At 69.5% G+C, this 12,808-nt stretch carries 13 protein-coding genes; 2 read left to right on the top strand and 11 right to left on the bottom strand.

Going from position 1 to position 12,808, the window contains the following annotated elements:
- Window positions 1-303: 303 nt before the first annotated feature.
- The 8 genes from ACIBI9_RS67220 to ACIBI9_RS67185 form a co-directional block, all read right to left on the bottom strand.
- Window positions 304-945 carry a class I SAM-dependent methyltransferase gene (locus tag ACIBI9_RS67220; RefSeq protein ID WP_397239466.1) on the bottom strand — a complete coding sequence of 214 codons (642 nt, stop codon included), beginning with the start codon at window positions 943-945 and terminating at the stop codon, window positions 304-306.
- A gap of 202 nt (window positions 946-1,147) precedes the next feature.
- Window positions 1,148-2,170, bottom strand: coding sequence for an aldo/keto reductase (locus tag ACIBI9_RS67215; RefSeq protein WP_397239464.1), 1,023 nt, complete (start codon window positions 2,168-2,170; stop codon window positions 1,148-1,150).
- 100 nt (window positions 2,171-2,270) lie between these two features.
- The gene (locus ACIBI9_RS67210) at window positions 2,271-3,380 is read right to left on the bottom strand and encodes a serine hydrolase domain-containing protein (RefSeq protein WP_397239462.1); all 1,110 of its coding nucleotides are present in this window, start codon (window positions 3,378-3,380) and stop codon (window positions 2,271-2,273) included.
- Window positions 3,381-3,751: 371 nt separating this feature from the next.
- Window positions 3,752-4,048, bottom strand: coding sequence for a hypothetical protein (locus ACIBI9_RS67205; RefSeq protein WP_397239460.1), 297 nt, complete (start codon window positions 4,046-4,048; stop codon window positions 3,752-3,754).
- Window positions 4,000-4,458 (bottom strand): SDR family NAD(P)-dependent oxidoreductase, encoded by a 459-nt coding sequence (locus ACIBI9_RS67200; protein WP_397239458.1) that lies wholly within the window; start codon window positions 4,456-4,458, stop codon window positions 4,000-4,002. Before ACIBI9_RS67200 ends, ACIBI9_RS67205 begins: the two co-directional genes overlap by 49 nt.
- A gap of 27 nt (window positions 4,459-4,485) precedes the next feature.
- Window positions 4,486-5,418, bottom strand: a complete 933-nt coding sequence (locus tag ACIBI9_RS67195) for an SDR family NAD(P)-dependent oxidoreductase (protein ID WP_397239456.1) — start codon at window positions 5,416-5,418, stop codon at window positions 4,486-4,488.
- A 55-nt stretch (window positions 5,419-5,473) separates the two neighbouring features.
- Window positions 5,474-6,238, bottom strand: a complete 765-nt coding sequence (locus ACIBI9_RS67190; protein ID WP_397239454.1) for an SDR family NAD(P)-dependent oxidoreductase — start codon at window positions 6,236-6,238, stop codon at window positions 5,474-5,476.
- 38 nt (window positions 6,239-6,276) lie between these two features.
- Complete coding sequence (locus ACIBI9_RS67185; protein ID WP_397239452.1) at window positions 6,277-7,188, bottom strand: SDR family oxidoreductase; 912 nt, start codon at window positions 7,186-7,188, stop codon at window positions 6,277-6,279.
- A gap of 94 nt (window positions 7,189-7,282) precedes the next feature.
- Between ACIBI9_RS67185 and ACIBI9_RS67180 the strand changes: the two genes are divergently transcribed.
- Window positions 7,283-7,972, top strand: coding sequence for a TetR family transcriptional regulator (locus ACIBI9_RS67180; protein ID WP_397239450.1), 690 nt, complete (start codon window positions 7,283-7,285; stop codon window positions 7,970-7,972).
- A 109-nt stretch (window positions 7,973-8,081) separates the two neighbouring features.
- Here ACIBI9_RS67180 and ACIBI9_RS67175 read toward each other — a convergent pair whose 3' ends face one another.
- The 3 genes from ACIBI9_RS67175 to ACIBI9_RS67165 all read right to left on the bottom strand — a co-directional run bounded on the left by ACIBI9_RS67175 (window position 8,082) and on the right by ACIBI9_RS67165 (window position 11,612).
- Window positions 8,082-10,544, bottom strand: a complete 2,463-nt coding sequence (locus ACIBI9_RS67175; protein ID WP_397239448.1) for a transposase — start codon at window positions 10,542-10,544, stop codon at window positions 8,082-8,084.
- Window positions 10,453-11,202 carry a DUF4158 domain-containing protein gene (locus ACIBI9_RS67170; protein ID WP_397239446.1) on the bottom strand — a complete coding sequence of 250 codons (750 nt, stop codon included), beginning with the start codon at window positions 11,200-11,202 and terminating at the stop codon, window positions 10,453-10,455. The genes ACIBI9_RS67175 and ACIBI9_RS67170 overlap by 92 nt, the downstream gene beginning before the upstream one ends.
- 110 nt (window positions 11,203-11,312) lie before the next feature.
- Entirely contained in the window at window positions 11,313-11,612 is a 300-nt protein-coding gene (locus ACIBI9_RS67165; RefSeq protein WP_397239468.1) for a DUF6461 domain-containing protein, read from the bottom strand.
- Window positions 11,613-11,879: 267 nt separating this feature from the next.
- Between ACIBI9_RS67165 and ACIBI9_RS67160 the strand changes: the two genes are divergently transcribed.
- Window positions 11,880-12,464: a hypothetical protein gene (locus tag ACIBI9_RS67160; protein WP_397239444.1), complete on the top strand. Its 585-nt coding sequence runs from the start codon at window positions 11,880-11,882 to the stop codon at window positions 12,462-12,464.
- Window positions 12,465-12,808 lie beyond the last annotated feature (344 nt).

The following is a 12,808-nucleotide window of genomic DNA, read 5'->3' as shown; positions in this document are numbered from 1 at the left end:
CTCGACGGCGCAGCTCGGCGGGGTAGGGAGACTTACCTGGCATGGACTCGATCCTCTCAAGAGATCAAGTCTCCACCGAAACCGGGGCGATTCAGAGTGAGCGAGCCCCGATTCACTGACCTGCGGGAATCCCGTTAACGCCGGATTTAGTTCCAAATCTCTCCGAGCGCCGTCTCCTGGAGTTCGAGGGTCGGAGGATGTGCATCGCCCTGCCTCGCGCCCGAGGGGCTTGAGGGGCGGCTTTGCGGCTGCGCGCGGTGCCGGCATGGGCGAGCTGGGGGCGGGCCTGCGCCGGGCTGCCGGTCAGGGACGAGGCCGGCGGGCGTGCAGGACGAACGCGGGCGGGGTGTTGCGCCAGATGGTGCGGGAGGCGATGACCTCCTCGAACCGGTCGGCCAGCAGGGCCCGGAAGCGGCGCGCGGCGGCCAGCGGGACCGCGTGCAGGTAGGTGAAGGCGGCGAAGGAGCCGGCCGGGTCCAGGACCTCGGCGGTGGCGTCCATCAGCCGTCGCTGCGCCTCGGGCGCGAACAGCGCCCACGGCAGGCCGCTGATCACGACGTCGGCGTGGCCGACGCCACGTTCGCCGAGCAGGACCGGCAGCCGCTGCGCGTCGTCGTGGATCACCTCGACGCCCGGATACCGGGCCTGGAGCCGGCCGGCCAGGACCGGATCGACCTCGATGGCCAGATGACGGCCTCGCCCGGCCAGCCTGTGCTGGATCTCGGCGGTGAACGGGCCGGTTCCCGGACCGAGTTCGATCACCACGGGGTCACCGCGCTCGGGTACGGAGGCCGACACCGCGCGGGCCAGCTGGGGCGAGCTGGGCGCGATCGCGCCCATCCGGGCCGGGGAGCCGGCCCAGCGGCGCAGGAAGACTTCCCGGTCGCTGGGCTCGCGCCGCCCGCGGCAGCCCCGCCTGGGGGGTGCCTTGGTGAGGGGGGTCATGTCAGGTCGCCTTCCAGAAACAAGTTGATCGTCGGCGGGCGGTCCGGGCGCTCTGCCGCGCTTCGCCGAGCCCGTGCCGCGGCTCGCGCCGGCCGTAGAACGGGTCGGCGGCGGACAGCAGGTCCTTACGCGTCCTGCTGCGCCCCTCTGCGAGGGCTGCGCCTGGACAGAGCCGGAAGGGCGGCCGGTCCACCTTGGGCTGTTACCGGCGTCGCAGCCGGGCGTCGCTGATCGCGGCGGGCGGGACCTGGTAGCGGTCCTGCGGGGCGACGTCGGTGCCCGGCTGGGTGATGGCGTCGATCCGGTCGAGGGTGGCGGCGTCGAGGGTGAGGTCGGCGGCGCGCAGGTTCTGCTGCAGGTGGGTGGTGGTGCGCGGGCCGATGAGCACGGTGCTCACGGCCGGGTGCGACTTCACGAATGCCAGCGCGAGCTCGGGCAGGGTGATGCCGAGGCCATGGGCGATCTCCTGAAGGCCGTCGACGATGTCGAGCTTGCGCTGGTTCTCGGGGGTGGACAGGTCGAACTCGCCGGTGGCGAGGTTGGTGCGCTGGGCCGTGACCGGCTGGTCGCGCTTGACGGTGCCGGCCAGCCAGCCGTTGGCCAGCGGGCTCCAGATGAGGATGCCCATGTTGTACTGCTGCGCGATCGGGAGCACGTCGGCCTCGATGGCGCGCTGGAAGATCGAGTAGGCCACCTGCTCGGTGGTGAAGCGGGACAGGCCGCGCTCTTTGGCGATCCACTGCGCTTCGACGATGGTGTGGGCGGGGAAGGTGGAGGACCCGAAGTTGATGATCTTGCCGGCGCGCTGCAGGTCGGTCAAGGCGGAGAGGGTTTCATCCAGGCCGGTGTCCCAGTCGGGGCGGTGGACCTGGTAGAGGTCGATGCGGTCGGTGCCCAGGCGGCGCAGGCTGTCCTCGACGGCCTTGACGACGTAGCGGCGGGACGCGCCGCCGGACAGCGGGTGGTCGCCGGCGGAGTTGCGGAACTTGGTGGCGAGCACGATGTCGTCCCGGCGATCGCCGAGGGCCTTGCCGAGGAGGGTCTCGGACTCGCCGAAGCTGTAGATGTCGGCGGTGTCGAACAAGGTGATGCCGGCGTCGAGGGCTTCGCCGACGAGACGGTTCGCGCCGTTCTGATCGACCTTGCCCCAGGCGCCGAGGTTCATCGCGCCGAAGCCCAGCACACTGACCTTCATGCCGGTGCCGCCGAGAATACGCTGTTCCATGCTGTGTTTCCTTTCGTTCCCGCGGGCGGTTCGCGTCGCGGGCAGTGTCGGTGCTCCTGATCGGTGCGACGATCGCGTCAGGGGCGGGAGTCCTTCGCCCTCAGAGGGCCTGATAGATCACGGTGAAGTAGCGGGCGAGCCGGTCGAAGAGGGTCAGGCCGCCGTCGGCCATCCGGTTCATGGCGTAGGCGAAGGTGAGACGCCGGTCGAGGTCCATGACAGTGAGGGAGCCACCCCATCCGCCCCACCAGGCGACCCTCCCGTTCGGGAGAAAGGGGGCGACCGGGGAGGGAGTCAGGCCGAACCCGATGCCCCATTTCACCGGAGCGCCGTTGACCAGGTCGGGGCCGTCGGCCTGGACCTCGAAGATGCGCTCGACGGTCGCCTCCGACAGCAGCCGGACGCCGCCGGCGGTGCCGCCGAGGCTGACGACGCGCAGCAGGTCGACCAGCCCGCGGGCGTTGGCGTGCCCGTTGGCGGCGCCGATCTCGGCGCGCCGCCCCTGCGGGGTGTTGACCACGGTCGCGTCCGGGGCCGGGCCGGTGAAGGTGCGCACCGCGACGCTGGCCGGGTCCATCCCGCTCAGGTCGAACGCCAGCGGAGGGGGTGGCACGACGGGGGTGATGCGGTGCCAATCCTGCTCGCGCGCGCCGATCTGCACGTCCGCTCCGAGCGGGGCGGCCAGTTCCTGGGCGACGAAGTCGGTCAGGAAGCGTCCGTCGACGCGGCGGACGAGCTCGCCGAGCAGGTGCCCGAAGGTGAGGGCGTGGTAGCCGGAGGCCGTGCCGGGCTCCCACCAGGGCGCCTGGGAGGCCAGCCGCGCGGTCGAGGCGGGCAGGTCGTAGAGGTCCTGCATGGCGACAGGCTGCTCCCATCCAGAGACCCCGGAGGTGTGCCCGAGGACGTGGCGGACGAGGACGTTCTCCTTGCCGCTGGCGGCGAACTCGGGCCAGTAGGTGGCGACCGGGGCGTCCAGGTCGATGAGTCCGCGGTCGACCAGGACCAGCACGGCCAGCGCGGTGACGTTCTTGGTGGTGGAGAAGACGTTGACGATGGTGTCCCGCGTCCAGGGCTTGGTCCGCTCCACGTCGCGGTAGCCGCCCCACAGGTCGACGACCAGCGAGGCGCCCAGTTCCTCGTTCTCCAGTGCGTCGTCGAAGGCTTCGCGGACGGCGTCGAACGCGGGGGCGGTTGTTCCTTGTGAGGTCATGGTTCTGTCTCCCTTCGGGCTCTTGGGAGCCTGGTCGGTGAATGATGGCGGGGCAGCGGATCAGGGGCTGGCGACCGGGCCGCCGTCCGACCGGGCCGCCGTCGATGACGACCACCTCGCCGTGGACGAACGGGGCGTCGCCGGGGGGCCACGTCCTCGGGCTGGCCGACGCGGTGTATGGGCTTGGCCTGTGCGGCGCGCTCGGCCGCCGCGCCGCAGCCGTCGCCGCCTGCGGTGCGTCCTTCAGGGCGGCGGTGCGAGTCAGGTCGATGCCTTGGGGAGAAGAACTCGTCGATCCGACCGAACGCCTGCAACGGACGCGACCGCCTGGCGGGTCACCCGCTCTTTCCGGGAGACGTCGGTGAAGCACATCATCGCGTCTCCCTTCTCGTGGGCGGCTCTGCGGGCAGATAAGGTCCGACGACCTTCATGCAGTGGGCCCAGACCGCCTGCTCGCCTGCGGGAGTGTGGTGGCGCTCGCTGACCTTCTCCTGCCCCTTGGGCCCGAAGTAGCGATTCGAGAGCCCCTCGACCTCGGGCGAGGTCGCGGCGTGGATCGTGGACTGCGCGCCCTTGGCCACGGAGCTCATGAAGGGCACGGCGGCGGCGAACACCAGCTTCAGCAGGAAGGGCCGCTGGTCGCTCTCGCCCAGGTTTGTACGCGCCATCCCGGGGTGGGTGCAGTTGACGTCGATGCCGTCGATGCCCTGCTCGGTGAGGTGCCTGCGGAGGCTGCGCATCGCCCCACCGCCATGGTCTTCTCGTGGCCCTCGGCGGTGGCCTGCCAAGTGCCGCCGTACTGGTTGCCGGCATTGTTGACCAGCACGTCCAGACGGTCGTACGTGGCGGTGAACTCCTCGGCGAGCCGCTTCACCGCCGCCAGCGACTCCAGGTCCGCGACGAGCACATCGACGTCGCTGTTGCCTGTCTCAGCGGCCAGTTCCCTGCGCACCGTCAGCGCCTTGTCCCGGTTGCGGCCGTGGATGACGACCGTGTGGCCCTGGGCGAGGAAGACTCTGGCCGCCTCCCGCCCGATGCCGCTGGTCGCACCCGTGACGAGGATGATCTTCTTGTCCATGCGATCGCTCTCCCTGACAAGTGCGCGTCAGCGGGCGTCGAGCCAGGACTGGGACAGTTCCCACAGCCGGCGGGCGGCCTCGGGGTCGGCGGCGTGCGGAGCGAGCCCGCGCGGGTTGGTCTCGGAGCGCTCGATCACGTTGGAGTCGGCGAAGTAGCCGCCGGTCACGCCCTCCAGCAGCGGAGAGGCGGCCAGCAGTGTCTGGGTGGCGGCGCCCTGCTCGACCGTCTTCCACGGCGTGGCGTCCACGACCTGCTGGAACTCGGGGGTGATCTCGACGTGCCGCAGCAGGCCGGTGTCGTAGATCGCGCCGGGCTCGATCGCGTTCACGGCGATCTTGTCGCCGGCCCATCGCCGGGCGGCCTCCAGGGCGAACAGGATGTTGGCGGTCTTGGACTGCCCGTAGGCCTGCCACGGGTCGTAGGGGCGGTGGTCGTAGTGGATGTCGTCGAAGACGATCCCGGAGGCGTGATGCGTGGCCGAGCTGACCACGACGATACGGGCGCCGCCGGCCGCCGCGAGGGCGTCGTGCAGGCCGGTGGTGAGGGCGAAGTGGCCGAGGTGGTTGGTCGCGAACTGCTGCTCCCACCCCTGCGGGGTGCGGGTCAGCTCGGGCAGCGCCATGATCCCGGCGTTGTTGACCAGGATGTGCAGCGGCCCCTGCCACGCGGCGGCGAACGCGTCGATGCAGGCGCGGTCGTCCAGGTCGAGCGTACCGACGTGCACGGCGAGGTTGCCGGTCTTGGCGGTGATGTCGGCCGCGACCCGCCGGCCGGCGTCGAGGTCGCGGACCGCGAGGGTCACCTCCGCGCCGGCGGAGGCCAGGGCCCGCGCGGTCTCGGCGCCCAGGCCCGAGGAGGCGCCGGTGATGATGGCGCGCTTGCCGGTCAGGTTCACGCCGGCGATGACGTCATCGGCGGTGCTGTCCTTGGCGAAGGGGAGGTTGAGCTGGTCGGTCATGAGGTGATGTGTCCTTCAGTGTTGTCCGGTCGGTACGTGTCGGTGACGGGAGGGGTCAGGGGCGGATGAACGCGCCGCCGTCGACGTCGAACGTCGAGCCGGTCATGTACTTGCCTTCAGGCTTGGCGAGGTAGACGCACAGGCTGCCGACGTGTCGCTCGGCGTCGCCGATGCGGCCCAGCGCGATGCCCTTCACGATGTCGGCGATCACCTCGGGGTACTCCCGCTCGTAGCGCTCAGACTCGGCCGAGGTGACGTAGGGGTTGATCGCGTTGACGGTGATGTTGTCGGTGCCCCACTCCTTGGCCGCGATCCGGGTCAGGCCGCGGATGGCCTCCTTGTTCGGGCCGTAGGCGCCGTGGTTCGGGACGGCCTGCACGCCCGCTCCGGAGGCCATGTTGATCACCGCGCCCTCGGTGCTCTTCAGGTGCGGATACGCGGCGGTCATGTACCGCCACGTCGCGAAGAACCCGGAGGCGAAGGTGGCGGTCATGTCGTCTTCGGTGATGTCCTGCAGGGCCTTGCCGGTGCGGAACTCCTGAGCGTTGTTGATCAGGATGTCCAGCCGTCCGAACCGCTCGACGGTGCCGGCCACGACCCGGGCGGGAACGTCAGGGTCCTTGTTGTCGGCGACCAGGGTGAGCACCTGCGCGCCGGGAACGAGCTGCTCCAGGTCCGCCTTCGCGGCGGCGAGCGCGTCGGCGGCGCGGCCGGTGATCGTGACCGCGATGCCTTCCTTGACGTAGGCCTTGGCGATGCCCAGGCCGGTGCCCTTGCTGCCGCCGGTGATGAGGGCGGCCTTGCCGTGCAGAACTGACATGGGGATGGTGCCTTCCGTTGTCGGACAGGAGGTGGTGATCAGAGGGTGGCGGGGACGGTGACGCCGGTCAGGCGTTCGGCCTCGGCCCACAGGCGGGCGGCCACGTCCCGGTCGAGGGCTTTGCGGGTGGGCCGTGCGACGGCCGGCGGGCCGATCAGGCCCCAGCGGGGGCCGTAGTAGCCGCCCTGGGTGATGCCGGGCGCGGTGGCGGCGTACAGCATCGGGTCGGCGCCGGCCTCGGCGCTGTGCTGCGGGGTGATCTTCCACGCGATGCGGAACAGCAGGCTCGGCTCGCCGCCGAGCCGCGGGCCGGAGGCGGCGATGTTGGTGGCCGCGTTGCCGGGATGCGCTCCCGCCGACAGCAGCGGCCAGCCGCGCTCGCTTGCCAGCCGGGCCAGGTGCCGGCTCAGCAGCAGGTCCGCCAGCTTCGACCGCCCGTACGCCGCGGTCGGATCGTAGCTGCGCCGCCAGTTCAGGTCGCCGAAGTCGATCGTGCCGCGGGCGGCCATCCCGCTGCTCATGGTCACCACGCGCGCGGCAGGCGCCTGCAGCAGCAGCGGCAGCAGCCGCACGGTCAGCGCGAACGGGCCGAGAAAGTTGCTGCCCAACTGCAGCTCGAACCCGTCGACGGTCTGGTGCCGCACCGGCGGGAACATCACCCCGGCGTTGTTGAGCAGCAGGTCGAGCGGGCGCCTGTCGGCGACGAGGCCGTCGGCGAATTCCTTGACGGAGGCCAGGTCGGCCAGGTCGATCCGCCGCACCTCCACCTTCGCCGCCGGATGGGCCTTGAGGATCTCCGCCCGGGCGTGCTCGCCCTTGGCGACGGTGCGCACCGCGAGGATCACCCGCGCGCCGGCCGCTGCCAGCTTGGTCGCGGCCGCCTTGCCGGTTCCGCTGTTCGCGCCGGTAACTACGGCGAGTTTTCCCTGCTGGGGAGGAACCTGGTACATGACGCACCTCTTAAGTACTGCCGGTTTCTTGTCTCCTCAGGCTAACGCACCGCCGGTATCTTTGCAAAATACCGGCGGTGCGTAAGATGGGGTGGTGAATTTCAAGCGCGCCCGCAACGAGGAACAGCGGACCGAACGACGCCGGCAGATCCTGGACACCGCGGCTGCGATGCTGGCCGAGATGCCGGTCGCGAAGCTGAGTTTGAATGAACTGAGTCGGCGCGTCGGCCTGGCCAAGGTCAATGTTCTGCGCTACTTCGACTCGCGCGAGGCGGTGCTGCTCCAGCTCCTGGACGCCGAGGTCCAGGACTGGATCGCCGAGCTGGAGCGGTCGCTTCAGCCCGGCGAGGGTACGCCGCGAGAGCGTGGTGACCGGCTGGCTAAAACTCTGGCCGAGTCGATGGCGGGGCGGCCGGTGCTGTGCGACCTGCTCAGCGCGCAGGCCGCCGTCCTGGAGCACAACATCTCCACCGAGGTCGCCATCCGGCACAAATACGCCGCCAAGCACTCCATGCAGGCGCTGATTCAGCTGGTCCTGCGGCACGTGCCCGAACTCGGCGCCGACGGCGCCGCCCGGGTGGTGGAAGTGACCCTGCTGATGGCCACCGCGGCCTGGCCCTGCGACCGTCCATCGGAGGCGATGCTGGCCGCCTACGCCTCCGACCCGGCCCTGGCCGGCATGCGACTCGACTTCATCGAGGTGATGCGCCGGACAGTGGAGGTCACCGTCTCCGGGCTCCTCGCCCGCCAGGAAGAGCCGACGAGCGCGAGCCCGTGTCCCTGAGCGCTGGCAGAGGTGTCGCTTCGGCCGGATCGGCCGCGCGGTCCAGGCCGCTGATTGCGAGGAAGCACCTGCCGGAATCAGAAACCGGGGTTACGTGGCGGGAGTGGCGTCAGGCTGCCAGGTCGACCTCGGTGAAGTCGACCTCTTTCAGCAGGGGGTCGAACGGATCCGGCCGATGACGGAGTTCGTCGGTGGCGTACGCGCCGAAGCGGCTGATGTGGGCCCGCAGGTACGGGGCGATCTGGCCGAGCTGGTCGGCGGTGATCTCCCATCCCTCAGCGACGAGCTGCCGCACGACGGCGGAGATGTCCAGGGCGTTGTGGAAGACGACGAGGTTGGCCAGCAGGGTGTTGAACTTGATCAGTTTCTCCTGCTCTTCGGGGTCGTTGTCGGCCAGCACCCCGCCGAAGCCGAGCCACTTGGAGAAGCCGTTGTAGGACTCGACCTTGTTGGTCGCCGCGGTGACGCGCGCCCGCAGCGCAGGGTCGGCCAGATACCGCAGCAGGGCGACGGTGCGCACGCTGCGCCCGACCTCGCGGAAGGCCTTGTAGATGCGGTTCTTGCGGGAGTTGGACCGCAGCCGCCGCATCAGCGTGGCCGAGCTCAGCCGGCCCTCGCTGATGGAGATGGCCACCTGCATCAGGTCGACCCAGTGCTTGTCGATCAGCTTCCAGTCGATGACGCCTCGGCCGCTCTCGCCGAACAGCTGGTCGATGTGCGGGTAGGCGATCCTCTCCGAGGCACGGAAGAAGATCAGGTCCTTGAAGTTGCGGATGCGCGGCATCAGGTCGAACCCGAACAGCGTGGCCAGGGCGAAGACCGGGAAGTTCTGGCCTTGGGTGTCGGCGTGCACGGTAGAGGGCTGGATGTCGGAGGTGTTGGCCAGCAGCCCCTCGATCAGGTGCACTGCCTCCCACACCCCGCACGGGATGAATCGGGAGAACAGCGCCACGTAGGTGTCGGAGATGTAGTGGTAGGCGATGCCGCCGAATCCTCCGTACCGGATGCTGGTCTCGGCCAGGAGATTGTCGATGTAGGTGTCCACCTGGGTGCCGTCGGCGGCCACCGTGCTGCCATCGCCCCACGCCTTGACCACGTCCAGCTCGGCGAAGGCATTGACCACATCGGCGATCGCGGCGTTCAGCTTCTTCAGGCTGATGTGCCGGTTGCGGACCATGGACAGCTCGCGGGCGGTGACGCCGGCGATGTGCTTGGCCGCCTCGTACGGGCCGATGTTGATGCCGCCGGTGAACACCGCCAGGGAGTACCGCCCCAGCTTGTCCTTGATCTTGGGGTCAGAGCCGGAGGCGGGACCGAAGTGGCGATACCAGGTGAGCCAGTGGGCGGTGCGCGCGACGATCGACAGCAGTGAGCGTTCGGGCATGCGCCGCTCGATCTCGGCCGCCAGCCGTTCGGCCTCAGCATCGCTGCCCTTGCCGCGGCGGCGCTTGAGGGTGGGCACACCACCCTCGTCGATGACCAGGTCCGCGTTGTCGAGATAGCCCGCGTCCAGGTGCGCGGCCGCGCTCAGGTGGGCGTCCTTGAGGTGGGCGACGAAACCGGCGGGGGTGTCGGGCAACCCGACCTTCTCACAGAAGGCGGCCAGCTTCGGCTGGCATTCTTCCCAGGGCAGCAGGTGGGCGCCCCAGTCGGCGTACTCGTTCGAGCCCAGCACCGCCACGTCGCCGGTGCGTAGTTCCTCGGCCAGGTAGCAGAACACCATCGCCTCGAAGTGTCGGCGCGCCACCATGCCGGGACGGCGCCGGTCGGTCACCGCGCGCCGCCAGTTGCCCGAGGCGAACGCGATGCCCGACTCCGGCTCGTCCTCCTCCACCGGTGGCGGCAGCGGGATGAAGTCGCGCCGCTTGGGTGAGTGCTCACGGGCGTGCGCCAGCGCGGCCAGCACCGAATCGTCGCTGGAGGTGGCCTTCAGCCGCAGCTTGCCCGCCAGCTCGAACAGCGCCGGCCGGTCCTTCTTGAAGAACCGGTACACCAGCAGCTCGTGCGCGTCGCCATGGAAGGCGGCGACCTCCTCGATGTCGGCCAGCTGGGCGGCGAACCCGCCGGCCTGCTCCACCGCGGCCCGTACGGCCTGCACGCTGTGGGTCTGGACCACGAGCGCCGACAGCATCTCGCCGAGCGCCTGGACCTGCCCGGCGCCCGCCGCGCATGAGGTCACCGCCTCCATGGCCCGCGCCACCGCCTGGCGTCCGGCGGTCGAGGTCTCGCTGCCGGGGTCGAGGCGTTCCAGCACCTGGCGGTAGGTGCCGATGAGCCGCTCGCTGGTCGCGCGCTGGCGGGCGCGAATCTCCTCCAGCTCCGCCTTGGCCCGTTTGACGTGGGCGGCCATCCGCTTGCACAACATCTCGGCCAGGTCATCGCGCGCCCGCATCCGGGCAGTGTGCGTCAGGCACGCCAGCAACGCCACCTGCTTGACCGCCTCGTAGCGCGACAAGGTGTCGGCGTCCTGGGCATCGGCCTCACCTGCGAAGTCGGCGATCTTCGACGGCGCGATGCCGTCCAGCCAGGCGTCGGTGTCGCCGAGCGCGTCCACCTGATCCAGCCACGACACCTGATCCCGTAGCCGCGACCAGGTGGCCCGCTGGGCGGGCTTCTTGAGCGTTGAACGTCGATTTGCCGTCCGGCCCGACGACGAGCAACCCCTCCATCCGGGCCCGGCCGGCCTCGCCCATCCGCTCCAGAATCGTGGCGAAGATGGTGGCGTTCACCTCGGCGCGGATGCTCGTGGCCAGGTCCTCCAGCGTCGTGTATCCGAGCAGTTCCAGCCGGAGCCGGAGCAACTCCTCGATCGCCACGTTGATGAGGTCCGCCGGGTTGTTCTTGGCCTGGGCCGCCTTCCGGATCGCCACCGCGGCGATCGCCCGGGCCCGCCCCGCGTCGTACTTCACACCCTGACGCTGGCGCACCAGCTTGCGATGCGCCTTCGCGCTGCGGGAGGCGCCATGGTCCGGCCAGACGTCCTCGGGCAACTCCAGACAGCGCCGGACGTGGCCGATCACCACCTCGGGGATCTCGTCCGGGGACGGGAAACGCGCCATCTTCTGAAAGCACTTCAACGCCAGCACCAGGGCGAAGCGCGACTCTGGGCTACCGGTGCGCTTTTCGGCCCAGGCCATCTCTTCCGGCGACGGCGTGAAGAACACATGCAGCACCCGTGCCGATGTCAGCCGCTTGAACTGCGGATAGGCGGTCCGCTCGATCCACGTCATCCCAGGTCGTCCCTCGCCTCGATCCCGGCGTCCAGACGCCCGAAACCGTAGCGACGATCACCTCCACCAGACACCTTGTTCACCAAACCGCAACCAACCCACGCGGACAGTCACATCATCCGACCCGCAGGCCCTCTGGCTTGCGGCTCAGCACCCCACTGCCCCTTTCTCTCGTACTTGGTCTGGCCCCCATCGCCGGTTGCGACCACTCCGACATAACCACCGCCGTCACCGCCACCAGTCACCATCGTGAAGTCGGAGACCGCGAGATCCAACTCGGCGAAGCTCATCTCCGCGCTCGTGCGGGCGCCGAACCGGCGCAGCACCTCGGCCGGGTCGAGCCCGCGCAGCAAGGTCACGCAGTAGATCTCACCGAGTAGGTTGCCCCGATCGCCGTACGGCGGTTGCAGCCAACGGAACGGCGTCAGCGCATCGATTGTTATGTCGCGATCTTGGCAGGCCCTACCGACATAGTCAGGCCCACTTCATCCTTCCGCGCGCACCGGCTGTTCGAGAGCCGGCCTGTTGCCGCCGGAATCACGGAAAGTCACTACCACGGTCCTCGGCATCGAGAGCTTGCGATAGTTGAATGGGTGACTCCACCAGTACAGGACCCCGATGTGGCTGCCTGCACGGGTGCCGTACCTATACGATCTTGCCCACCCAAGGGGGTGGACATGACCAAGGCGGGCGCCTGGATGCTGGCCATCGGGGCAGTTGTATTGCTGGTCTGGCTGGTGGCGGCCAAGGACGCGGAAGAGCCCCGGTGCGGTTTCGACCGCATGAGCCCGGGCGACTACTGCTCAAGCAGAAAGTCGGGGCCGAGAAGCTATGAGGAGTCCAAGAGTAACTCCGCGGCCGTAGCGTCCGGAATGCTGCTGGTCGGCGGGACCCTCACCGGAGGCGGCGTGCTCCTGCTGGCCGGCGGCCTGGTGCGCGACAGCCTGGACGTCCCGATGACGCGCCTGCGCGAATGGCGCCGGAACAGAGGCGCGGCGCACACCCCTCAAGCGAGGCTCGTACGAAAGATCCGCGGCACCCACGTTCCTGTCGTGCCCCAGGGCTACAGTGCGCGGCAGGTCGACGCCCTGATCAACCGGATCATCGCGGGGCTGGAGGGGCGGGGCCCCACTGTCCGTGCGGGGGCCTCCTCGAACGGGATCAAGATCTTCCCCAGCTTCTCGATCACCTCTCCAGGCCTGGATACGAGCGCCGTCGACAAGTTCTTTGTTGAGCTGGACGACGCGATGGACCGGCTCTGAGCCGTGTGTGACAGCAGCTGGCCAATATCCGCCGCATCTACGGCCCGGAATTGGAGGCGCTCGGCGTGCTGGCCATCGAGATCGAACTCCTCCAGCCCGCCACCTCATGACAATCGCACCCCAGAACGAGCCAGGACCCGTGTACCGCGCGGCCCTGGCCGCATTCGGGGTCTTGGCATCTACTGACCGGCCGGGAAAATCCAAGTCCAAGTCGGTAGTCGCTCCCGCGGCAACGCTCGTTTGGGCTCAGTTGGGTCGGGTCGGAGCGCGGTGCTGACCTTGCGATCAGCCCGTTTCCCCGACCCGCCCGCCGAACCCGACGTGCACGTCTCCATGCACCGGGC

This window comes from Nonomuraea sp. NPDC050451, assembly GCF_044458585.1.
Note: the sequence above shows the minus strand (reverse complement) of the source record. Positions and strands in the feature narration are given on the sequence as shown.

Excerpts from the sequence above, each read along its gene's own strand:
- ACIBI9_RS67220 (WP_397239466.1), bottom strand. The coding sequence starts at position 945 with ATGACCCCCCTCACCAAGGCACCCCCCAGGCGGGGCTGCCGCGGGCGG.
- ACIBI9_RS67215 (WP_397239464.1), bottom strand. The coding sequence starts at position 2,170 with ATGGAACAGCGTATTCTCGGCGGCACCGGCATGAAGGTCAGTGTGCTG.
- ACIBI9_RS67210 (WP_397239462.1), bottom strand. The coding sequence starts at position 3,380 with ATGACCTCACAAGGAACAACCGCCCCCGCGTTCGACGCCGTCCGCGAA.
- ACIBI9_RS67205 (WP_397239460.1), bottom strand. The coding sequence starts at position 4,048 with ATGGCGCGTACAAACCTGGGCGAGAGCGACCAGCGGCCCTTCCTGCTG.
- ACIBI9_RS67200 (WP_397239458.1), bottom strand. The coding sequence starts at position 4,458 with ATGGACAAGAAGATCATCCTCGTCACGGGTGCGACCAGCGGCATCGGG.
- ACIBI9_RS67195 (WP_397239456.1), bottom strand. The coding sequence starts at position 5,418 with ATGACCGACCAGCTCAACCTCCCCTTCGCCAAGGACAGCACCGCCGAT.
- ACIBI9_RS67190 (WP_397239454.1), bottom strand. The coding sequence starts at position 6,238 with ATGTCAGTTCTGCACGGCAAGGCCGCCCTCATCACCGGCGGCAGCAAG.
- ACIBI9_RS67185 (WP_397239452.1), bottom strand. The coding sequence starts at position 7,188 with ATGTACCAGGTTCCTCCCCAGCAGGGAAAACTCGCCGTAGTTACCGGC.
- ACIBI9_RS67170 (WP_397239446.1), bottom strand. The coding sequence starts at position 11,202 with ATGACGTGGATCGAGCGGACCGCCTATCCGCAGTTCAAGCGGCTGACA.
- ACIBI9_RS67160 (WP_397239444.1), top strand. The coding sequence starts at position 11,880 with ATGACCAAGGCGGGCGCCTGGATGCTGGCCATCGGGGCAGTTGTATTG.